This window comes from Methylobacterium isbiliense (genome assembly GCF_022179325.1).
Taxonomy (GTDB): domain Bacteria; phylum Pseudomonadota; class Alphaproteobacteria; order Rhizobiales; family Beijerinckiaceae; genus Methylobacterium; species Methylobacterium isbiliense.
In genome coordinates this window covers 1-21934 of the sequence record NZ_BPQQ01000060.1, presented here as the reverse complement: position 1 = coordinate 21934, position 21934 = coordinate 1, and the positions used below count along the sequence as shown (strand labels likewise).

The following is a 21934-nucleotide window of genomic DNA, read 5'->3' as shown; positions in this document are numbered from 1 at the left end:
CCACCCCCATCTGTCACGGGTACCTGAGAGCTTCCCCCGCACGGGCGTGCGAGGTTTCTCCTTCGGTGGGCGCCGGACGACGCCTCTCTCCAGATTGTCCAACGATGCGGTGATTGTGCCTGAGAGTTTCCGGGGGTGGTTGCTCCGTCGGCGCCATGCCCGGCTCATCGAGCCGGGCTGGGCTCTCCCGCATCGCCCTGTTCGGACGGGTTGGACCAAAGCACAAGACCGCGCGGCGCGCAACGGTGGGAAGGCCGCCGTCCGGGCGGAACCGCGCCGGATGGGCCCCCGGCCGACGCGTCCCCTGGGCAGGCGGTCCGCTCCGGGCGGCGAGGCGGACGCGCAGGGTCCGTCCGGCCGACGATCAGGCCCCGGGTCGGATCGCCGGCTCCCACGGAATGTGAGGCCGGCTGCTTCGTGCCGCCCTCGCGCCGCGACAGGACATCTCGGAGAGGCAGTACAGGGCGATCGACCCCGGCGTGGTGTGGTCTTGCGGATGCTGTCAGCACCAGTCGCGCTCTCCGGCCGAGCGCCGGTGCACTTCCTGCTTGACTGATCGGGGCGGCGGCATCTAGCCGTTCTTTGCTGCCGATATTCAGCCTTCAAGAATAAATACCGGCAGCCCGGGGGGCGTCCATGCCGAAAGAGATCATTGGCATTCAATATCTTAGAGGAATTTCCGCATTATCGGTCGTCTTTTTCCACATCGAGCTGCAACTCTCGCATCTCTACGAAGGCTATCGGCCGCTGGAGAGCCTGCAGGCCGGCGTCGACGTCTTTTTCGTGATCAGCGGCTTCATCATGTATCACGCGACGGATGGCGGCTCCGCAGTTGATGCACGCAGCTTCTTCGTCCGCAGACTGATCAGGATCGTCCCGCTCTACTGGCTCGCGACTCTTGCGATGGTGTTCATCATCGTTCTGATGCCGAATCTGGGGCAGTCGGTCAAATCTTCTTTCGTCAATGCGGAACACCTGATCGCATCACTGTTCTTCATTCCGGTGGCGAGTCCGGTCGCGCCGCAATTGTTCCTGCCGCTGCTGCCGACCGGCTGGACGCTCAATTACGAAATGTTCTTCTACGCCCTGTTCGCCGCGGCGATCGTGTGCGGCGCCCAGCGGCAGAGCCACGTGGCGACGCTCGTCGTGGCGGCCCTCGGGGCGCTGGCGCTGGTCGGCGTCCTGACCGATCCGCCGGGGCCGCTCGGGTTCTACACGGACCCGATCATCCTCGAATTCGGCTTCGGCCTCGTCGCGGCGGCGATCTGGCGGCGGTGGACGATCCGCAGCCAGCCCGTCGCGTGGGCGGTGTTCGGTCTGGCCTGCGCGCTCCTCATCTGCCTGCCCATGGCGGATCCGGGCTACCGCGTCCTGCGCTTCGGCCTCGTCGCGGCCGTCCTGGTGTTCGCGGCCGCCTGCATCTCGTGGAGAGCGTTCGGTTTCCTCAAGCTCATGGGCGACGTCTCCTACACCATGTACCTCTCCCACATGTTCGCTCTGGCCGCGCTCGTGCAGATCTGGCGGAAGTTCGGCCCTCAGGCCGGGTCCGGGCACATCCCGATCCTGTACGCCCTCGCGGTGCTCACGGTGATCTGCGGCAGCATCGTCATCTGGCGCCTGATCGAGAAGCCAATCGACGCCGCGCTCAGAGCGGCCCTGCAGCGGAACTGGGCGCCGACGCCGGACGCCGCGACGGGTTGATGCCCGCGCCGGATGACGGCTGGCGGCGCGTCCGGCATCCATGCGCGAGGCGCGGCTACGGCTGCGGTCCGTCCAAGCCGATGGTGACCCAGAACCCGTCGGCCGCCGCTTCGACCGGGAACAGCCGCAGGGCGCGGAAGGACCAGCCCGGCGAGACGGTGCCGCTGCGGAGGTCGAACGAGGCGAGATGGCGGGGGCAGTGCAGCCGCCCGGCCGCGCAGCGGCCGAGCGCGAGGTCGGCGCCCTCGTGCGGGCACGCCCGCTCCGCCGCGACGACCCGAGCCCCGTCCCTGATCAGGACGAGGTGACGCGTGCCGGCGCGAACCGGCGTCAGGGATCGGTCCGCGAGGAGGGTGAGGGGTCCGAGATGGATCCGGACCGGCCGTTTGCCCTCAGGCGCCGAGATAGGCTTCCCGGACATGCGAATCCGCGATGAGGGCCTGCCCGGTTCCTTCCCGCACGATACGGCCGGTCTCCAGCAGGTAGGCGTAGTCGCAGAGTTCGAGCGCCGCGAAGGCGTTCTGCTCGACGAGGAGGACCGTGGTGCCCGCCTCGCGGATCCCCCGGATCACCGCGAACATCCGCTCGACGATGTTGGGGGCGAGGCCCAGCGAGGGCTCGTCGAACAGCACCAGCCGCGGGCGCGCCATCAGGGCGCGGCCGATCGCCAGCATCTGCTGCTCGCCGCCCGAGAGCGTGCCGGCCGCCTGCAAGCGGCGCTCGGCGAGCCGCGGGAACTCGCCGTAGATGCGGTCGAGATCCGCCGCGATGCCCGCCCGGTCGCGGCGCAGGTAGGCGCCCATCGCGAGGTTCTCGGCCACATTCATCTGCGGGAAGACCCGCCGGCCCTCCGGGCAGTGGGCGATGCCCTCGGCCAGGATGCGGCGGGGCTCCGCGCCGGTGATGTCGCGCCCGCCGAGCCGGATCGTGCCCGCGCGGGCCGGGACGAGCCCGGAGATCGCCCGCAGCGTCGTCGACTTGCCGGCGCCGTTCGCGCCGACGAGCGCGACGAGCTGGCCCTCGTGGACCTCGATCGAGAGCCCCTTGAGCGCCGTGACGTGGCCGTAGCCGCAGACGAGGTCGCGGATCTCAAGCATGGGCGGCCTCCCGCGTCGCCTGGGCCTCGGCGGCGGCCCGGCGCGCGGCGCTGCCCTGGCCGAGATAGGCCTCGATCACCGCCGGATCGCTGCGGATCGCTTCCGGCGGTCCCTCGGCGATCAGGCGGCCGTAATTCAGCACCACGATGCGGTCGGAGACCTCCATCACCATCGGCATGTCGTGCTCCACGAGCAGGATGGTGATGCCGCGCTCGCGAATCTGGCGGATCAGGCGGACGAAGACCCGGGTCTCCGAGGCGTTCATGCCGGAGACCGGCTCGTCGAGAAGGAGCATGGCGGGCTCGGTCGCCAGCGCCAGCGCCACGCCGACGAGGCGCTGCTCGCCGTAGGCCAGCGCCCCCGCCTTCTCCTGCGCCCGGGCACCGAGGCCGACCCAGTCGAGGAGCGCCTCGGCGCGGGCGCGAAGCTGCCGCTCGCCCGCGCCCGCCCGGCCGATCAGCGCGGCGAGCAGAGGCGCCCGGGCCATCTGCGCGCCCTGGCCGTGCAGGCCGATCATCACGTTGTCGAACACCGTGTCGTCCGGGAAGACGCTGGTGCGCTGGAAGGTGCGGGCGAGGCCGAGCCGCGCGATCGCGTGGGGCGACAGGCCCGTCAGGCTGGTGCCGCGGAAGCGGACGTCGCCCTGGCTCGGCTTGAGGAAGCCCGTCATCACGTTGAAGGCGGTGGTCTTGCCCGCGCCGTTCGGGCCGATCAGGCTCAGGATCTCGCCCTGCGCCACGTCGAGATGCAGGTCGGCGATGGCGACGAGGCCGCCGAAGCGCACGCCGACGTGATCGACCGAGAGGATCGCGCTCATCGCTGCACCGCGGGGCTGGGCTTGAGGAGGGGGGCGGGCGCCGGGCGGCGCCGGGCGAGGAGGGCGGACAGGCCGGGCACGATGCCCCGCGGCATCACGAACAGGATCACGATCAGCACGATCCCGTAGACGATCCACTGCGCCTCGGGCGCCATCACCGGGCGCAGCGCCACCGGCAGCAGGCCGAAGATCAGGCCGCCGATCACCGGGCCCATCAGCGTGCCCTTGCCGCCCGCCACCACCATGATGACCATGCTGACCGTGGTCGAGAACGCGAACACGTCGGGATCGATGATGCGCAGGTAATGCGCGTAGAGGCTGCCCGCCGCGCCCGCCATCGCGGCCGAGATCACCGCCGCGATCGTGAGCGTGCGGGTGGCGTTGATGCCGACCGAGAGGGCGAGCGACTCGTTCTCCTTGAGCCCCCGCATCGCCCGGCCGAAGCGCGAGCCGACGAGGCGGGCGACGAGGAGATAGCAGAGCGTGCCGACCGCGAGCACGAGGTAGTAGTTCTGCAGCTTGGTCCGCAGGGTCCAGTTGCCGAGGCCCGGGACGCCCACGCTCATCGCCGGGATGCCGGTGAGGGCAAGCGGCCCCTGTGTCAGCTCGACCCAGTTGAGGGCGACGAGGCGCACCACCTCGGCGAAGGAGATCGTCACGATCACGAAGTAGGCGCCGCGCACCCGGAAGGAGAGGCGCCCGATCAGGTAGCCGCAGGCCCCCGCGGCCAGGATCGCGAGCAGGAAGCCCGCGGCCGGCGGCCAGGGCTCGTGCACGATCCGGTGGCCGAAGCCGATCTCGACGTCGAAGCCGAGGCTGGTGAGCGCGCTGACATAGGCGCCGATGCCGAAGAAGGCGATGTGGCCGAGGCTGAGCTGCCCGGTGAAGCCGAGAAGCAGGTTCAGGCTCATCGCGCCGATCGTCAGGATGCCCGTGATGATGAGCGCGTTGAGGAGGTAGGGGTTCGCCTGCAGCAGGAGCGGCAGGACCAGCAGGCTCGCGAGGAGCGCGAGGGGGAGGAGGCGCCTCATCCGACGCGCTCCGCCTTCGCGAACAGGCCGGTCGGCCGGTAGAGCAGCACCGCGATGATGATGAGGAAGCCCATCGCGTCCCGGTAGCCGGACGAGACGTAGCCGGCGCCGAGTTCCTCCGCGAGCGCCAGGATGAAGCCGCCGATGGCCGCCCCCGTGATGTTGCCGAGGCCGCCGAGGATCACGATGGCGAAGGCCTTCACCTCCGCGAGCCCGCCCATCTGCGGGAACACCACGTAGACGGGCCCGAGCAGCGCGCCCGCCGCGGCGGCGAGCGAGGAGCCGAGCGCGAAGGTCGCGGTGTCGATCAGGCGCACGTTGACGCCCATCAGCGCCGCCGTGTCGGCGTCCTGGAAGGCCGCCCGCATGGCGAGCCCGAGCCGCGTGCGGTTGATCATCACGTAGGTGACCGCGATCAGGCCGAGCGCCGCGCCGAGCACGAACAGGCGCAGCCACGAGACCGAGACCGGGCCGAGCTGCAGCGGCGCCTCGGGGAACGGGGAGGGGATCGCCTTGGCGACGCCGCCGAAGACCCACAGCGTCCCCGATTGCAGGGCGATGCCGGCGCCGATCATCACCAGCATGGTGGTGTCGATGTCCGAGCCCCGGAACGGGCGCAGCAGCAGCAGCTCGATCGCGGCCCCGAACAGCAGGCCGCCGAGGATCGCCACCGGCAGCGCCAGGAAGAAGTTCAGCCCCAGCGCCGCCACGGCGAGGTACATCAGGTAGGCGCCCACCGTGTAGAGGGCGCCGTGGGTGAAGTTCACCACGTTCATGATCCCGAAGATCAGGGTCAGCCCGATCCCGAGGAGCGCGTAGGTGCCGCCCAGGACGAGCGTGTTGACGAGGTGCTGGATCAGCTGGTCCATGGGCGGCCTCTCGCGGAGGGCGGGTCCGGCCGCCGAGCGGCCGGGATCGAGGGCGTCGGCCGGGCGGACGCCGCGTCCGCCCGCCTCGTCTCACAGCGTCGGCACGACGACGCGGCCGTCCTTGATCTCGATGAGGTAGACGTCGGGCCTGCTCTGGCCGCTCTCCTTGCCGGCGGGACCCGACTTGGCGAAGCGGATCGGGCCGTTGAGCCCGGTGAAATCCACCGCCCAGAACGCCTTGGTGATCGCCGCGGGCTCCGCCTTGCCGGCCTTCTCGATCGCGTGCGCGATCGCCCGGATGCCGTCGTAGCCGCGGAAACTCTCGGTGACGCCCGCGAACTGGAAGCCGCGCTTCTTCCACTCGCCGATGAAGCTCTCGGTCGCCTTCGGATCGGGCGTCTTCTCGGGGATCCAGGGCAGGAAGGTGGTCAGGTGCAGGGTGCCGTCGGCGGCCGAGCCCGCCTGCGCGATGATCTGGTCGGGGTTCTGCGAGCCGCCGGTGGTGATGACGCGCTTCTTGAGCCCGATCGCCGCCATCTGCTTGAACAGCAGCACCAGCTGGTCGACCGCGCTGGTGATCATGATCGTGTCGCTGTCGGAGGCCTTCAGCTTGGCGAGCTGGGCGCTCATGTCCTGCGCCCCCTGGTCCATGGTCTCGGTCATCCCGACCTGGACGCCCTTCTCCTTCAGCATCTTGCCGAAATCGACCGCCGCCCCGCGGCCGAAATCGTTGTTGAGCACGAGGAAGTCGACCTTCTTCATGCCGAGCTTGGCCACCATCGGCGCGAAGGTCTCGGCCTCGAGCGCCGAGGGCGGCGAGATGCGGAAGACGAACGGGTTGCCCGAAGTGGTGATCTTGCCCGACGACGAGGTCTCGACCAGCATCGGCACCTCGTACTCGGCGAGCTTGGGCATCACCGCGAGCGTCAGGCTCGATCCCCAGGCGCCCATCATCACCGGGGTCTTGTCGCTGGTGATCAGTTTCTCGGCGACCGCCGCCGCCTCGGTGGGGTTGCTCTTGTTGTCCTCGATCACGAGTTCGATCTTCTTGCCGAGCACGCCGCCCCGGGCGTTGATCTCGTCGGCGGCGATCTTGGCGCCGTTGACCACGTAGGTGCCCGACGCCGCGAAGGCCCCGGTCAGCGGCTCGTTGACGCCGATGCGGATCGTGTCCGCCCCCGCGGCCGTGGCCGCCAGGGCCAGCAGGATCGCGGTGGTGAGGGTGAGCCTGCCACGCATGCGGGTGTCTCCAGTCGGTGGACGCGGGGGGTGAGGTCAGGCGCGGCCGCGCCACGCGGCGAGACGCGCGCGCAGGAGGCCGAGGGCGAGGCGGAACGGGTCGAGGGCGGCGGGCGCCGGGCCGACGGCCCCGGACAGGCGGGCGTCGAGGGTGCGGGCGAACTCCGCGGCGATGCGGCCGGCGAGGTCGCGCACGAGGCCGGGGCGGCCGAACTGCGCCAGGGGTCCGGTGAGCGTGTAGCCGACGTCGAGGTCGACCCGAGCCGTGCCGGGCGCCGGGCCGGGCGAGACGCGGTAGCGGATCTCGCCCTCGGTGGCCGAGCGGCCGCCCGCGTCGCTGCCGGCCCCGCGCACCCGCCCGCTCAAGCCTGCCTCGTCGCGCGCGATCCGGGCGCGGCCGCGGAAGGTCGCGCGGATCGGCCCGATGCGCACCTGCAGGCCGCCCTCGACCGTGTCGGCCTCCGGGCGGCCGGCGAGCACGGCGCCCGGCAGGCAGGCGGCGACCGCCTCGATGTCGTTCAGAAGCGCGAACACCGCCTCCGGCGGGTGGGCGAGGTCGATCGCCTGCGCGAAGCGGTGGGCCGGCGCGAAGTCCCCGGCGAGGTCGGACACCGCGGCCGGCGCGGCCGCGCGGGCGGGAGTCGCGGGCGGGCGCGAGGCGGCAGCCGCCTCGCCGAGGCGGGCGCCGACCGGGCCGAGGGGACGGGCCGCGCCCGCCTCCGGGCCGATGCCGCGGGCGCGCCGCGCCGCGATCACGCCCGTCACCGCCCGCACGATGCCGGCATAGCCGGTGCAGCGGCAGAGATTGCCCGAGAGGCCGACGCGCACCCGCCGCTCGTCGGCCTCGGGCAGGCGCAGCACGAGGTCGCGCGCCGCCACCAGCATGCCGGGGGTGCAGTAGCCGCACTGGAGGGCGTGCTCGCGGTTGAAGGCGGCGCGCAGCTCCGCCGCGACCTCGTCCTCGTCGAGCCCCTCGACCGTGGTCACGGCGGCGCCCGCGCAGGCGCCCGCGAAGGTGAGGCAGGCGCGCGCCGGCTCCCCGTCGAGGAGCACCGTGCAGGCGCCGCAGACCCCGTGCTCGCAGCCGAGATGCGTGCCGGTGAGGTTCAGCCCTTCGCGCAGCACGTCGCCGAGGTGGCTGCGCGGCTCCGCCTCGACCCGGTGGAGCCGCCCGTTCACCGTCAGCGCCAGGGCCATGCGGCCAGTGGCGGATTCCGCCAGTCCAGCGCTCATGCGGCCTCCGGGAGCGGCAGGGGAGTGGGCTTGGCGGCCTGCGCCACCGCGCGGGCGAGCACCGTGACGTGGACGTGGCGCGCGACCGCATCCGCGAGGCCGGCCGAAAGCAGGGCGGCGTCGGCGGCCTGCCCGTCGAAGCGCGCCGCGAAGTCGGGGCCGATGCGCCCGCCGAAGAGCGGGCGGGCATCGGCGAACAGGAGCGGCGGGCCTTCGAGGGCGCCGATCACCGCCCGGCCCGTGCCGGCGGCGGGATCGAGCCGCACGGCGCCGATGGCGTGCGCGAACTCGCCGATCTTGGCGCAGTGCTTGACGTAGCCCCAGGCCGTGGCCGCGGGCCGCGCCGGCACGCGCACGCCGAGCAGGATCTCGCCGGGCCGCAGCGCCACGTCGAGGGCCCCGGTGACGAAGCGCTCGACCGGCAGGCGGCGGCGCTCCCCGCGGCGCGCGAGGTCGACCTCGGCGCCGAGCGCGATCAGCGCGCTCACCCAATCCGCCGCCGGATCGGCGTGGACGAGGCTGCCGCCGACCGTGCCGCGGTTGCGCACCGGCCGGTAGGCGATCGCCGCGGCGACCCGCTGCAGGGCGCCCCCGGTGAGGTCGGGCACGCGCCCGTCCTCGATGTCGGCGTGGGTGACGCAGGCGCCGAGCACCAGCGCATCGCCCTCGACGCGGGCCTGCCGGAGATCCGGCACGCCGGTGATGTCGAGGACGAGATCCGGCTCGACGAGGCGCAGATTGAGCATCGGGCCGAGGGACTGGCCGCCCGCGATCAGCTTCACGTGGCCCTGCGCATCCGCCACGCGGTCGAGGAGGGCGTCGAGGCTGGCCGGGCGCTCCCAGGCGAAGGCGGCGGGCTTCATGCGGCCGCCCTCGCGCGGGCGGGCGCCGCGCGGGCGGCGAACACCGCCTCCACGATCCGCCGCGGGGTGACGGGCGAGCGCAGCATCTCGACGCCGAGGCCCGCCAGCGCGTCGTTGATCGCGTTGGCGAGCGCCGCCGGGGGCGCGATGGCCCCGCCCTCGCCGATGCCCTTCTGGCCGAAGCGGGTGTAGGGCGAGGGCGTCACCATGTGGTCGATGCGCGCCATCGGCACCTCCGCGGCACCGGGCAGCAGGTAATCGGCGAACGTCGAGGCGAGGGGCTGGCCGCGGGCGTCGAAGCGCATCTCCTCGTAGAGGGCGGTGCCCACCCCCTGCGCGAGGCCGCCGTAGATCTGGCCGTCCACCACCAGGGGGTTCACCAGCGTGCCGCCGTCCTCGACGATGGCGTAGTCGAGGATCTCCACCGCCCCGAGGTCGGGATCGACCGCCACCACGGCCGCGTGGGCGGCGTACGAGAAGGTGCCGGAATCGCGCACGGGCTTGTAGCCGGCGGTGACCTCGAGCCCCCCCGGATCGACGTCGGGCGCGAGATCCTGCGGGCGCCGGTACCACGTGCGGGCGATCGCTTCGAGCGGCACGTCCCCCGAGGGCCCCACCACGTGGCCGGCCTCGAAGCGGCACTCCTCCGGCCGCGCCTGCAGCAGGTGGGCGCCGATCCGGATCGCGCGCGCGCGCAGGGTCTCGCAGGCGGCCGCGACCGCGCCGCCCGCCATCACCATGACGCGCGAGCCCCAGGAGCCCGTGGAGTAGGGCGACATCGCCGTGTCGCCGTGGACGAGGCGGGTGCGGGCGACCGGCACGCCCAGGATCTCGTGGGCGACCTGGGCGAGGGTCGTCTCCAGGCCCTGGCCGTGGGAATGGGCGCCGATCCGCAGTTCCAGGCCCCCGTCCGGGGTGAGGCGGGCGCTCGCCTGCTCGTGGCCCGGCACCATCGGGATGCCCCAGCCGGAATACACGGAGGTGCCGTGGGCCGCCTGCTCGCAATAGACCGCGAGGCCGAGCCCGATCCGGCGGCCGTCCGGCTCGCCGCCGCGCTGGCGGGCGCGCACCGCCGCGACGTCGATGGCGGCGAGCGCCCGGGCGAGCGCCTGCGGGTAGTCGCCGCTGTCGAAATGCTTCTTCGTGATGTTCTCGAACGGCATCTGCGCGGGCCGCACGAGGTTTTTTTCGCGCACGACCTCCGGCGCGAGGCCCGCCTCGCGGGCGACCGCGTCGAGCACCAGTTCGAGGGCGAAGCAGACGCCGGTGCGGGCGACGCCCCGGTAGGGGAGGATCGGGCACTTGTTGGTTGCCACCGACCACGTGCGGCAGCGATAGGCCGGGAAATCGTAGGGGCCGGGCAGGATGCTGGCGACCTGCGCGGCCTCCAGGCAGGCCGAGAACGGGTAGGCCGAGTAGGCGCCGGAATCGACCACCGCCTCGCAGTCGATGCCCCGCAGGGTGCCGTCGCGCTCCGCATAGGCCGTGATGCGGTAATGGTGCTCGCGGCAATTGGCGTTGGCGGTGAGGTGCTCGCGCCGGTCCTCGAGCCAGCGCACCGGGTGGCCGCAGCGCAGGGCGAGCCAGCACAGGGCCACGTCCTCCGCGAGCAGGATCGCCTTGTAGCCGAAGCCGCCGCCGACATCCGGCGAGACGATGCGGATGCGGCCCTGCTCGACGCCGAGGCATTCCGAGAGCCCGTTGCGCACGATGTGCGGCATCTGGCTCGCGGTGTGGACCACGAGCTGGTCGAGGCGGTGGTCGAGCTGCACGACGGTGCCGCGGCCCTCGATCGGCGCCATGCATTGCCGGCCGGTCGAGATGGTGCGGCTGACCTTGATCGGCGCGTCGAAGGCCGAGGCGATGTCGACGTCGACCAGCGTCTCCAGGAAGACGTTGTCGCCCCAATGCTCGTGGACGAGGGCGGAGCCGGGCTCCCGCGCCGCCAGCATGTCGTGGACGGCCGGCAGTTCCTCGAGGTCGAGGACCACGGAGGCCGCGACGTCCTCGGCCTCGGCGCGGGTCTCGCCCACGCACATCGCCACGAGTTCGCCGACCTGCCGCACCTTGCCGCTCGCGAGCACCGGCTGCTCGGAGACCTTGAAGCCGGGGAGCCCCGAGACCGCGCGGATCGGCTGCACGCCGTCGAGGTTGGCCGCCGTGAAGACGCGGTCGCGGTAGGCTTCCGGCACGCGGATGCCGCGGATGCACGCGTGGGCAAGCGGGCTGCGCACGAAGGCGACGTCCCGCATCCCCGGCAGGCGGATGTCGCCGACGAACTGGCCGCGCCCGCGCATCAGGCGCTCGTCCTCCTTGCGGGGCAGGCGTGCCCCGACGCCCTCGGCGCTCACGGGCCGCCTCAGGCCGCGATCGCGCGGGGCAGGATCGGCGAATCGGCCTCGAAGCGCTTGCCCGCCCGCAGGCAGAAGGCGGGGCGCAGCAGGCGGTCGGCCACCACCTTCGTGTCCTCGTTGTCGCGCAGGAGGAAGCGGCCGCTGTCGTCGTGCAGCACCGACACGTCCGCCGCGAAGCCCACCGTCAAGGCGCCGATCCGGTCGCTCATCCGGAGCATCTCGGCCGGGTGCGAGGTCACCATCGGCACCACGTCCTCCAGGGGGATGCCGAGGGCCATCATCGAACTCATCGCCTGGGTGAGGCTGAAGCGGGCTTGGCCGAGGAAGGGGTGGTTCTCGTCGTCGTGGTGCTCGTCCGGGGTGCCGGCGGGCTTCGGCACCTCGGTGTTGTAGCCGTGCATGTCGGCGCCGAGCGTGTAGGGGATCACGCCGGCCGGCAGCGAGGCGCGGGCGACGCGGTAGGAAAAATGGCTGCCGTGGCCGACATCGACCTTCAGCCCCGCATCCATCGCCGCGCGGATGATGGGGTGGACCACGCCCTCCTCGTTGATGAAGCCGCCCGGATGGCGGGTGAAGGGGTGGGCGAGCACGTCGCCGGGGCGCAGGAGCGGGATCACCCGCTCCATGATGGTGTTGGCGTCCTCGCCGTTGGCGCCGGATTCCGGCAGGCCCCAGAGCTGGCCGAAATGCACGTAGAGCGGCAGGTCCGCCCGCCGGCTGATCTCGGCGGCCATCTCCATGACCTTGATGCCCCAGCGGGCGAAGCCGCCGATCTCGGCGTGGCCCTTGATGCCGCGCACGAGGTCGCGGTTCTCGGTCGCCGATTTCACCGTCGCGTCGATGTCGACGCCGTCCGGGCTGTAGAGGTTCGGGTAGAAATGCCCTTCGAGTCCGCCGACGAGGTAGGCCGACAGGAAGGCCAGAACCTGCGTGTCGGATCGCTCCACGATGAAGTGGCGGAAGCCCGGCAGCGTCATGCAGGAGGGCCCGCCCTGGTCCACGACGGTGGTGACGCCGGAGCGCACGCCGACCATGTCGGGGTTCAGGCCGAAGCGGCCGGTGACGTACTGGTAGACGTGCGCGTGGGTGTCGATCATGCCGGGCAGCACGAGCTTGCCCGAAACGTCGATCACCTCGGCGGCGGCGGAGGGCAGGATCGCCTCCTCGACCGCCGCGATGCGCCCGTCGCGCACCGCCACGTCGCGGATGCCGTCGATGCGGGAGGCGGGGCAGATGACGCGCCCGCCGCGCAGGAGCAGATCGTAGCGACGATTGTCCATTCCCTCGACCTCGTGATCGCGGCCGGTTCGGTCCGGCCCGGTTCGTGCGAAAAAGCGCAGCATGCTTCGCATCTCGCCCTGCATGTGGCGTGCCAAGCTCTGGAAGCGTTCTATGGAGAAGGGGATGGAGGAGGGTTCAGCCGCCGGCCTGCCCGGCCCGACGGGGGAGGAGGCGGGCAGCAACGCGGCCTGGCCGCTCGCGGAGCGGCCCGGTTTCCTCGCGCGCCGGATGCATCAGATCCACGTCAGCCTGTTTTCGGAGCGGTGTGCCGAATTCCGCATCACGCCACTGCAGTACAGCCTGCTGTCGATGCTGCGGGATCTTCGAGAGGCCGACCAGACGACGCTCGCCCATGCGGTCGCGCTTGACCGGACGACGACGACCGGGGCCCTGAAGCGGCTCGCGGCCCGCGGGCTCGTCAGCCGCTCGACCTCGACGGCGGACCGGCGCGCCCAGGTCTGCCGCCTGACGCCGGAGGGCGAGCGCCTTCACGCCGCGATGGAGAGTGCGGCCCGGGAGGCCCACGCCCTGACGGTCGCCGCTCTCAGCGCCTCTGAGCAGGAGCTTCTCATCCGCCTCCTGCGGCGCGTGATCACCGGCCACGACCACCGCCGAGGCCACGCCGAGCTCGACTGAGGCGCGAGCCGCTCGGGTTCCGGCGGCGCGGGGCCGGTCCCGATGCCGGAGGTTGCGCAGGCCGCCTCGGCATCGCCATTGGAGCCTCGACCGGCAGAGCCGCCGGGGCCGGGCGGATCCGCGACGAACCGGCCGCCGCTCCTCCCCGCTTTGGCTCGGGTTGATTCACATCAAGGCCCGGCCCCGGTTCGCCCCGTAAGCGCAGCATTACCTGTCCTGCGCAAGGTGAATCGAGCGCGCCATGCCCGCCAGATCCGTTTCCAAACACATGACCGAAGGGGAGATCGGCCTCGGTCTCTCCCTGCTCGTCGGCGCGTTCCTCTGCGCGCTCGCCTCCGCCCGGGCGGTCGATGCGCCGTTCAGCATCCATATGGGCCTGTTCGCCCTGGCGGGCTTCGCCGGGCTGGCCGCCCTCGTCAAGCGCTACGAGGGGCGCCCTGCCGCGGTGCCGCAGGAGATCGCGGGCAAGCCCCACTACAATCTCGGGCCGGTGAAGTTCGCCGTCGTGGCGGCGATGGTCTGGGGCATCGCCGGCTTCCTCGTCGGCTGCATCATCGCCTTTCAGCTCTGGGCGCCGTCGCTCAATCTCGGCATCGAGTATGCAAGCTTCGGGCGTCTGCGGCCGCTGCACACCTCGGCGGTGATCTTCGCCTTCGGCGGCAACGTGCTGATCGGCACCTCGCTCTACGTGGTGCAGCGCACCTGCCGGGCGCGGCTCGCAGGCGACCTCGCGCCCTGGTTCGTGGTGCTCGGCTACAACCTGTTCATCGTCATCGCCGGCACCGGCTACCTGATGGGCGTGACCCAGTCGAAGGAATACGCCGAGCCCGAATGGTACGCCGACCTCTGGCTGACGATCGTCTGGGTCGTCTACCTGCTGGTCTTCCTGGCGACGCTCTGGAAGCGCAAAGAACCGCACATCTTCGTCGCGAACTGGTTCTACCTCGCCTTCATCGTGACCATCGCGATGCTGCATAGCGTCAACAACCTCGCGGTGCCGGTGTCCTGGCTCGGCTCGAAGTCCTATCCGGTCTTCGCGGGCGTGCAGGACGCGCTGATCCAGTGGTGGTACGGCCACAACGCGGTCGGCTTCTTCCTCACCGCCGGCTTCCTGGCGATCATGTACTACTTCGTGCCGAAGCGCGCGGAGCGGCCGATCTACTCATACCGGCTCTCGATCATCCATTTCTGGGCCCTGGTCTTCATGTATATCTGGGCCGGCCCGCACCATCTGCACTACACCGCGCTGCCCGACTGGGCGCAGACGCTGGGCATGACCTTCTCGATCATGCTGTGGATGCCCTCCTGGGGCGGCATGATCAACGGCCTCATGACCCTGTCGGGGGCCTGGGACAAGCTGCGCACCGATCCGGTCCTGCGCTTCATGGTGGTGTCGCTCGCCTTCTACGGCATGGCCACCTTCGAGGGGCCGATGATGTCCATCAAGGCCGTCAACGCCCTCTCGCACTACACGGACTGGACCATCGGCCACGTGCATTCGGGGGCGCTCGGCTGGGTCGCCTATATCTCCTTCGGCGCGCTGTACTGCCTCGTGCCGTGGCTGTGGAACCGGCGCGAGGTCTACTCGCTGAAGCTCGTCGAGTGGCACTTCTGGATCTCGACCCTCGGCATCGTCCTGTACATCACCTCGATGTGGGTGGCCGGCATCATGCAGGGCCTGATGTGGCGCGCCTACAACGCGCTCGGCTTCCTCGAATACTCCTTCGTCGAGACGGTCGAGGCGATGCAGCCCTACTACCTCGTGCGGGCGCTCGGCGGGGTCCTGTTCCTGATCGGCGCGCTGATCATGGCCTACAACCTCGCCATGACGGTCGCGGGCCGGACGGCCGAGCGCGAGGCCCTGTCCGGGAGCGTCGGCCTCGCTCCGGCCGAGTGACCGGCCGATCGGCCGCAGAGCGGCCGCCTCCGGGCGGCCCCCGGACCGCCCCGGGCGGTCCGCCCATCCCTCCCGCAACACGGAAGACGTCCGATGGCCACCGCCCAGCCCGGCCTCTGGAAGAGGCACGAGATCTTCGAGAAGAACTCCATCATCCTGCTCATCGGCGCGCTCATCGTCGTGTCCATCGGCGGCCTCGTCGAGATCGCGCCGCTGTTCTACCTGAAGAGCACCGTCGAGACCGTCGAGGGCGTGCGTCCCTACACGCCCCTGGAGCTGGCCGGGCGCAACATCTACATCCGCGAGGGCTGCTACCTCTGCCACAGCCAGATGGTTCGGCCGATGCGCGATGAGATCGAGCGCTACGGCCACTTCTCGCTCGCGGCCGAAAGCATGTACGACCACCCCTTCCAGTGGGGCTCGAAGCGCACCGGCCCGGACCTCGCCCGGGTCGGCGGCAAGTATTCGGACCAGTGGCACCGCGAGCACCTGATCGAGCCGCGCGCGGTGGTGCCGGCCTCGATCATGCCGGCTTACGCCTTCCTCGACCGCCCCCTCGACACCGAGGCCATCGCCGAGGATCTCAAGGCCAACCGCGCGGTCGGCGTGCCCTACAGCGACGAGATGATCGCGCAGGCCCAGGCCGACCTGACGGCGCAGCGCGATCCGGACGGACCGGGCGCCGCCGGCCTGCAGCGCCGCTACCCCGGCGCCACCATCCGCGACTTCGGCGGCGGCAGGACCCGGGCCACGGAGATCGATGCGCTGATCGCCTACCTTCAGGTGCTCGGCACCATGGTCGACTTCAAGATCTACGAAGACAAGAAGAACCTCCGGTGATCGCCATGACCTACGAGAATGCGGCCGCCTTCGCGCAGACCAGCGGCCTCCTGTACTTCGCGGGCATCTTCGTCGGCGTCTGCGTCTACGCGTTCTGGCCGCGCAACCGGGCCCGGTTCGAGGCGGCCGCCCATCTCCCCCTGACCGAGGACTGAGAGCCGTGACCGACACGCCCCAAGCCGGCACGCCGCCCACCGGACCGGAGACGACCGGGCACGAGTGGGACGGCATCGCCGAGTACAACAACCCGCTGCCGCGCTGGTGGCTCATCACCCTCTACGCGACCATTGCCTGGGCGTTCGCCTACTGGATCGCCTATCCGGCTTGGCCGCTGCTGACCGGCTACACCGGCGGCCTGCTCGGCTATTCGCAGCGCGAGGCCGTGCTGGGCGAGGTCGAGGCGGTGCGCAGGGACCGCGATGCGCGCGGCCAAGCGCAGCTCGCCAGCGCCTCCCTCGACGCAATCCGGGCTGACCCGGCCCTGCTGCGCCTCGCGCTCGCCACCGGCAAGGCGGCGTTCGGCGACAATTGCGCCGGCTGCCACGGCGGTTCGGCCACCGGGGCGACGGGCTACCCGAACCTGCAGGACGACGACTGGCTCTGGGGCGGCACGCCGGAGGCGATCGAGCGCACCATCCGGACCGGTGCGCGCTCCGGCCACGGCGAGACGCATCTCGGCGACATGCCGGCCTTCGGGCGCGACGGCCTGCTGACGCGCGCGCAGATCCAGGCGGTGGCGGGCTACGTGCTGTCCCTGTCGGGCCGGCCGGGCACCCCCGCGGCGACGCTCGACGCGGGCCGCGAGGTCTTTGCCGGCACCTGCGCCGGCTGCCACGGCGAGACCGGGACGGGCAATCCCGAGATGGGCGCGCCGAACCTCGCCGACGCGATCTCGCTCTACGGCGCGTCGCCCGAGCAGGTGGTCGCCACGATCTCGCACGGGCGCAAGGGCGTGATGCCCGCCTGGGAGGGCCGGCTCGACCCCGCCACCATCAAGTCGCTGGCCGTCTACGTGCACGGGCTCGGCGGCGGCCGGTAGCCGAACCGCTCCTGCCGCATCTCCTGCGACCCGCCGGGCCGGCTCGGGCCCGGCGGGCGGCACCGGCCTCGCGGGGTCTGCAGGTCATGCTTGGCTTCAGAGGTCATGCTCGGCTTGAGCAGAATCAAAGCGGTGCTCGCCCGCTCCCCGTAACGACAGCGACGCCGGCTCCCTCGCCGGACGGAATACCGCCTCCATGCCGCTCGCCGAACCCACCCAGCCCGCCGTCGCCGCACCCATGGCGGCCGGTCCCGGCCGCACCAAGACGTTCGGCCTCCGGGCGACGCGGGCGGCCATCCCGGCCGTGAGCGGATCGCTCTACGCGGCGCGGACCAAGATCCATCCCGAGGCGGTCCGGGGCACCTTCCGGACCATCAAGTGGGTCCTGCTCGCGGTCACGCTCGGCATCTACTACCTCGTGCCGTTCCTGCGCTGGGATCGCGGTCCGGGCGCGCCGTCCCAGGCCGTGCTGCTCGATCTCGACCGGGGCCGGTTCTACGCCTTCGCCATCGAGCTGTGGCCGCAGGACGTGACCTACGTCATGGGCCTGCTGATCCTGGCGGCCTTCGTCCTCTTCCTGATGAACGCGGTCGCGGGCCGCGTCTGGTGCGGCTACGTCTGCCCGCAGACGGTCTGGACCGACCTGTTCATGGCCGTCGAGCGGCTGATCGAGGGCGACCGGCGCGCGCGGCTCAAGCGCGACGCCGCCCCCTGGACGGCCGAGAAGCTGGCGCGGCGGGGCGCGAAGCACGCGGTCTGGCTCGTGATCGCGTGGTGGACCGGGGGCGCCTGGGTGCTCTACTTCGCGGATGCGCCGACCCTGGTCGGGCAGCTCGCGACCTTCCGGGCGCCGCCGGTCGCCTATGCGGCGATCCTGATCCTGACCGCGACCACCTACACGCTCGCGGGCCACATGCGCGAGCAGGTCTGCACCTACATGTGCCCCTGGCCGCGCATCCAGGGCTCGCTCACCGACGCGCACTCGCTCAACATCCTCTACCGCCGCGACCGCGGCGAGCCCCGGACCGCGGTGAAGAAGGCCGCGGCGCTCCGGGCCGCGGGCCAGCCGGCCGGCGACTGCGTGGATTGCTTCGCCTGCGTCACCGCCTGCCCGGCCGGCATCGACATCCGCGACGGCCTGCAGCTGGACTGCATCCAGTGCGGCCTCTGCGCCGATGCCTGCGACACGGTGATGACGCGGCTCGGCCGGCCCACCGGCCTGATCGGCTACGACACCGAGGCGAATTGCCGGAGCCGGGCGGAGGGCAGGGGGCCGGTCAGCCGGATGCTGCGGCCGCGGACGATCCTGTACGGCCTGCTCGTCGCCGGGGTCGGCGGGTTCATGCTCACCAGCCTCGCCACGCGCAGCCTCACGGGCCTCAGCGTGCTGCACGATCGCAACCCGCAATTCGTCCCGCTGTCGGACGGCTCCATCCGCAACGGCTTCACCCTGCGCATCGTCAACAAGCGGCCGGTGGCGCGCCGTTTCGCGCTCGCCGTCGAGGGCCTGCCCGAGGCGCGCGTCGAGGTCGTCGGTGGAACGCCGGAGGCGCTGGCGGTTCCCGCGGACGCGACCCAGGAATTCCGCGTCCTCGTCTTCGCGCCGCGGGCGGCGCGCCTCGCGCCCACGACCCCGCTCTCCTTCCGGATCACCGATCCGGCCTCCGACGAGACCGCCGGGACCCGGGATCACTTCAAGGCACCCTGACCATGCGCACCCCGTTGCCGCCCGCATCCGAGACCCGCCCGCGCCTCACCGGGCGCAGGATCTTCGCGCTGTTCGCGGTCTTCTTTGGCACCATCGCGAGCGCCGACGCGATCCTGGTCACCTCGGCCGTGCGGACGTGGACCGGACTGGAGGAGCCGTCGCCCTACCGGGCGAGCCAGCGCTACAACGCGGCGTTGCACGCGGCCCGGGCGCAGGACGACCGCGGCTGGACCCTGGAGAGCGCGGTGCGGCGCGAGGGCCGGGCCGGCGTCGCGCTCTCGGTGACGCTGCGGGACCGCGACGGCACCCCCCTCGACGGCCGGACCGTGCTGGCCCGGCTCGAACGGCCCACGGACAAGCGGGCGGATCTGAGCGTGGCGCTCGCCGACGCCGGCCCCGGCACCTATGCGGGGCGGGTCGGCGCCGTGGCGGGCGGCCAGTGGGATCTCGTCGTCGAGGTACGCGAGGACGGCGCCGTCGCCTTCCGGCGCAAGGCCCGGCTGGTCCTGAACTGAGGCAAGGCTTCCGATGTGCTGCACCGACATGGCCCTCGCCTACGTCGAAGCCCATGCAGGGTGGAGCGAGGCGAACACCACGCCCTCGCTCGCCCGCGACTATTCCGCCTTCCTGTCGCGCGCGCCCGACGGATCGGCGCGGGCCGCCTTCGCGGTCGAGGGGGTGCGCTGCGCGGGCTGCATGAGCGTCATCGAGCGGGGGCTCGCGGGGCTGCCGGGCATCGCCGCGGCGCGCCTGAACTTTTCCGATCGGCGCCTCGCCGTGACCTGGGAACCCACGGCCGAGCCCGCGATCGGCGCCGTGCTGGAGGCGCTGGAGGCGCTCGGCTACAGAGCCCAGCCCTTCGATCCCGGCCGGCTCGCGACGGCGGAGGCCGCCGAGACCGAGCGCCTGATCCGGGCGCTCGCGGTCGCGGGCTTCGCGTCGATGAACGTGATGCTGCTCGCCGTCTCGGTCTGGGCCGGCAACGTCTCGGACATGACGCCCGAGAACCGGGACCTCTTCCACTGGATCCAGGCGCTGGTCGCCCTGCCGGCAGCGGCCTATGCGGGACGGCCGTTCTACGAGGGCGCGATCCGCGGCCTGCGGGCCGGCCGCGTGACGATGGATTTCCCGATCACCCTCGGCCTCGTCCTCACCCTGGCGATGTCGGTGGCCGAGACGCTGGCGGGAGCCGCGCACGCCTATTTCGACGGCGCCCTGATGCTGCTGTTCTTCCTGCTGATCGGGCGGGTGCTCGATCAGGCCATGCGCCGGCGCACGCGCGCCTGTGCGGAGAACATCGCGGCCCTGCGCAGCGCGAGCGCGACCCTCGTCGAGGAGGGCGGCTTGCGCGACGTGCCGCTCGCGGAGCTGCGGCCGGGCGCCCGGATCCTCGTGCGGCCGGGCGAGCGCGTGCCGGCCGACGGCCGCGTCGAGCACGGCGCCTCCGACCTCGACCAGAGCCTCGTCACCGGCGAGACCGGATCCGTCCCCGTGCGCGGCGGCGACGCGATCTTCGCGGGCGCGCTCAACGGCAACGGCGCCCTCACGGTCCGGGTGACGGCCGCTGCGGGCGCGAGCCTGCTCGACGAGGTCGAGGGCCTGATGCGGCGCGCCTTCGACGCCCGCTCGCGCGCCCTCGTCCTCGCCGACACGGCCACGCGCCTCTACGTGCCGCTCGTCCACGCGGCGGCCCTCCTCACCCTGGCCGGATGGCTCGTGGCGGGAGGCGGCTGGCACGCGGCGCTGCTGAACGCCGTCGCGGTCCTGATCATCACCTGCCCGTGCGCCCTCGGCCTCGCCATCCCGGCCGTGCAGGTGGCGGCGGCGGGCGCCCTCTTCCGGGACGGCGTGCTCCTGCACGACGGCACCGCCCTCGAACGCTTCGCCGGGATCGACACGGTGGTGTTCGACAAGACCGGCACCCTGACCCTGCCGATGCCGACGCTGGCGGAGGGGCCGCACGACCCGCAGGTCCTCGCCCGGGCGGCCCGGCTCGCCCTGTCGAGCCGGCACCCGATGGCGGCGGCGCTCCAGCGCGCCGGGGAGGGCGCCGGCCCGTTCCCCGGCGCGCAGGAGGCGGCCGGGCTCGGCGTGCGCGCCGTCGTCGACGGCGTCGCGCTGCGCCTCGGCTCGCCCGGCTTCTGCGAGGCCGAGGCCGAGGCCGCCGCGACGCTGGCGGCCCATCCGGACGCCTCGGTGATCTGCTTCCGGGCGGGCCGCGAGGCGCCGGTCGCCCTGCCTGTGCGCCAGGAGCTGCGCCCGGATGCCGACGCGGTCGTCGGCGCCCTGCGGGAGGCGGGCCTTCGCGTGCTCGTCCTGTCCGGGGACCGGCCGTCCGCGGTCGAGGCGGTCGCCCGCCGGCTCGGGGTGACGGAGTGGGAGGCCGGGCTGACCCCGCCGGACAAGATCGCCCGCATCGAGGCCCTGCAGCGCGCGGGCCGGCGCGTGCTGATGGTGGGCGACGGCCTCAACGACGCGCCTGCGCTCGCGGCGGCCCACGCCTCCCTGTCGCCCGTCACCGCCGCGCATGTCAGCCAGGCGGCCGCCGACGCCCTGTTCCTGGGCCGCAGCCTCGCGCCCGTGCTCTGCGTGCTCGCGGCCGGCCGGCGGGCGCGGCGCCTGATGCTGCAGAACCTGTGGTTCTCGGCGGCCTACAACGCCGCCGCGGTGCCGCTCGCGGCCGCGGGCCTGCTGACGCCGCTGATCGCCGCCCTGGCGATGTCCGGCTCGTCGGTCGTCGTCACGCTGAACGCCCTGCGCGCCCGCCGCACCCCGTCGACGCTGCGTCCGGCCGCCGCGGCGCCGGCCCGGACGGCCGCGATCCGCGCGCCCGCCGCCGCCGGAGGCCGCCCGTGAACGTCCTGCTCCTCGTCATCCCGATCGCCCTCGCGCTCGGCACGCTCGGGCTCTTCGCCTTCCTGTGGGCGCTCAGGAGCGGCCAGTACGACGACATCGAGGGCGCCGAGTACCGCGTGCTCCACGACGAGTGACCGCCTCGGCCCGGCGGGCCGGGCGGTGCCCGCCCTGTGCCGCCACGTGGAGGATCCCGCTCCCTCGGCGACGTCCGAGGCATTCCGGTCAAGGCGCGGGAATCCCGCCTCCCGAGTGGGGGAGGGGTTCCCGCGTCAGCATGGGGTAGCGCAGCGACCCGGGATCAGTCTCTCGATCGGTATCGTCTGCTTGAGTCCTTGCCCCCGCTAGAGCATCTTCCGACGAAGCGGATACCGGTTCGTCGAAGAAAATGCGGCAAAATCAAAGACCTAGAGAGCTTCGCGATTGCACCGCGATCGTGACGTGCTCTAAGCAGACTTGCGTTGGCAAGCCAACGC

The 21934-nt window shown here is 72.1% G+C and carries 20 protein-coding genes and 1 riboswitch; of the genes, 10 read left to right on the top strand and 10 right to left on the bottom strand.

Translation table 11 applies throughout. The features are described 5' to 3' along the window. A riboswitch (glycine riboswitch) is annotated at positions 1-103 on the bottom strand. Between the two features lie 533 nt (positions 104-636). Continuing rightward, positions 637-1701 (top strand): acyltransferase family protein, encoded by a 1065-nt coding sequence (locus MFF61_RS23545; RefSeq protein ID WP_238239867.1) that lies wholly within the window; start codon positions 637-639, stop codon positions 1699-1701. A gap of 55 nt (positions 1702-1756) precedes the next feature. Here the strand turns inward: MFF61_RS23545 and MFF61_RS23540 are convergent, their stop codons facing one another. The 10 genes from MFF61_RS23540 to MFF61_RS23495 form a co-directional block, all read right to left on the bottom strand. Continuing rightward, complete coding sequence (locus MFF61_RS23540; protein WP_238239864.1) at positions 1757-2122, bottom strand: Rieske (2Fe-2S) protein; 366 nt, start codon at positions 2120-2122, stop codon at positions 1757-1759. After that, entirely contained in the window at positions 2094-2798 is a 705-nt protein-coding gene (locus MFF61_RS23535) for an ABC transporter ATP-binding protein (RefSeq protein WP_238239862.1), read from the bottom strand. Before MFF61_RS23535 ends, MFF61_RS23540 begins: the two co-directional genes overlap by 29 nt. Continuing rightward, positions 2791-3615 carry an ABC transporter ATP-binding protein gene (locus MFF61_RS23530; protein ID WP_238239851.1) on the bottom strand — a complete coding sequence of 275 codons (825 nt, stop codon included), beginning with the start codon at positions 3613-3615 and terminating at the stop codon, positions 2791-2793. Before MFF61_RS23530 ends, MFF61_RS23535 begins: the two co-directional genes overlap by 8 nt. Next, positions 3612-4646 carry a branched-chain amino acid ABC transporter permease gene (locus MFF61_RS23525; RefSeq protein WP_238239840.1) on the bottom strand — a complete coding sequence of 345 codons (1035 nt, stop codon included), beginning with the start codon at positions 4644-4646 and terminating at the stop codon, positions 3612-3614. Before MFF61_RS23525 ends, MFF61_RS23530 begins: the two co-directional genes overlap by 4 nt. After that, positions 4643-5515, bottom strand: a complete 873-nt coding sequence (locus tag MFF61_RS23520; RefSeq protein ID WP_238239838.1) for a branched-chain amino acid ABC transporter permease — start codon at positions 5513-5515, stop codon at positions 4643-4645. Before MFF61_RS23520 ends, MFF61_RS23525 begins: the two co-directional genes overlap by 4 nt. Before the next feature lie 90 nt (positions 5516-5605). After that, the gene (locus tag MFF61_RS23515; RefSeq protein WP_238239835.1) at positions 5606-6754 is read right to left on the bottom strand and encodes an ABC transporter substrate-binding protein; all 1149 of its coding nucleotides are present in this window, start codon (positions 6752-6754) and stop codon (positions 5606-5608) included. Positions 6755-6790: 36 nt separating this feature from the next. Continuing rightward, on the bottom strand, positions 6791-7987 hold the full coding sequence (locus MFF61_RS23510) for a xanthine dehydrogenase family Fe-S subunit (protein ID WP_238239833.1): 1197 nt from the start codon (positions 7985-7987) through the stop codon (positions 6791-6793). Next, a complete protein-coding gene (locus MFF61_RS23505; RefSeq protein WP_238239831.1) occupies positions 7984-8850 on the bottom strand; it encodes an FAD binding domain-containing protein in 867 nt (288 codons plus the stop codon). The genes MFF61_RS23510 and MFF61_RS23505 overlap by 4 nt, the downstream gene beginning before the upstream one ends. Next, positions 8847-11201: a xanthine dehydrogenase family protein molybdopterin-binding subunit gene (locus MFF61_RS23500; protein WP_238239828.1), complete on the bottom strand. Its 2355-nt coding sequence runs from the start codon at positions 11199-11201 to the stop codon at positions 8847-8849. The genes MFF61_RS23505 and MFF61_RS23500 overlap by 4 nt, the downstream gene beginning before the upstream one ends. Positions 11202-11209: 8 nt before the next feature. Next, positions 11210-12484, bottom strand: a complete 1275-nt coding sequence (locus MFF61_RS23495) for an amidohydrolase/deacetylase family metallohydrolase (RefSeq protein ID WP_238239816.1) — start codon at positions 12482-12484, stop codon at positions 11210-11212. Positions 12485-12608: 124 nt separating this feature from the next. On the opposite strand from MFF61_RS23495, the gene MFF61_RS23490 reads away from it, so the two are divergent. The 9 genes from MFF61_RS23490 (at position 12609) to ccoS (ending at position 21595) form a co-directional block, all read left to right on the top strand. After that, a complete protein-coding gene (locus tag MFF61_RS23490; RefSeq protein WP_238239813.1) occupies positions 12609-13121 on the top strand; it encodes a MarR family winged helix-turn-helix transcriptional regulator in 513 nt (170 codons plus the stop codon). Between the two features lie 241 nt (positions 13122-13362). Continuing rightward, the gene (gene ccoN / locus MFF61_RS23485; RefSeq protein ID WP_238239811.1) at positions 13363-15018 is read left to right on the top strand and encodes a cytochrome-c oxidase, cbb3-type subunit I; all 1656 of its coding nucleotides are present in this window, start codon (positions 13363-13365) and stop codon (positions 15016-15018) included. 93 nt (positions 15019-15111) lie between these two features. Further along, a complete protein-coding gene (gene ccoO / locus MFF61_RS23480) occupies positions 15112-15858 on the top strand; it encodes a cytochrome-c oxidase, cbb3-type subunit II (RefSeq protein ID WP_238239807.1) in 747 nt (248 codons plus the stop codon). Positions 15859-15863: 5 nt separating this feature from the next. Further along, the gene (locus MFF61_RS23475; RefSeq protein WP_238239805.1) at positions 15864-16013 is read left to right on the top strand and encodes a cbb3-type cytochrome c oxidase subunit 3; all 150 of its coding nucleotides are present in this window, start codon (positions 15864-15866) and stop codon (positions 16011-16013) included. A 5-nt stretch (positions 16014-16018) separates the two neighbouring features. Next, complete coding sequence (gene ccoP / locus MFF61_RS23470; RefSeq protein ID WP_238239801.1) at positions 16019-16897, top strand: cytochrome-c oxidase, cbb3-type subunit III; 879 nt, start codon at positions 16019-16021, stop codon at positions 16895-16897. Between the two features lie 196 nt (positions 16898-17093). After that, positions 17094-18605, top strand: a complete 1512-nt coding sequence (gene ccoG / locus MFF61_RS23465) for a cytochrome c oxidase accessory protein CcoG (RefSeq protein WP_373324787.1) — start codon at positions 17094-17096, stop codon at positions 18603-18605. A gap of 2 nt (positions 18606-18607) precedes the next feature. Further along, positions 18608-19120 (top strand): FixH family protein, encoded by a 513-nt coding sequence (locus MFF61_RS23460; RefSeq protein ID WP_238239790.1) that lies wholly within the window; start codon positions 18608-18610, stop codon positions 19118-19120. A 13-nt stretch (positions 19121-19133) separates the two neighbouring features. Then, positions 19134-21461, top strand: coding sequence for a heavy metal translocating P-type ATPase (locus MFF61_RS23455; RefSeq protein ID WP_238239788.1), 2328 nt, complete (start codon positions 19134-19136; stop codon positions 21459-21461). Next, on the top strand, positions 21458-21595 hold the full coding sequence (gene ccoS / locus MFF61_RS23450) for a cbb3-type cytochrome oxidase assembly protein CcoS (RefSeq protein ID WP_238239786.1): 138 nt from the start codon (positions 21458-21460) through the stop codon (positions 21593-21595). Before MFF61_RS23455 ends, ccoS begins: the two co-directional genes overlap by 4 nt. Positions 21596-21934: the final 339 nt, after the last annotated feature.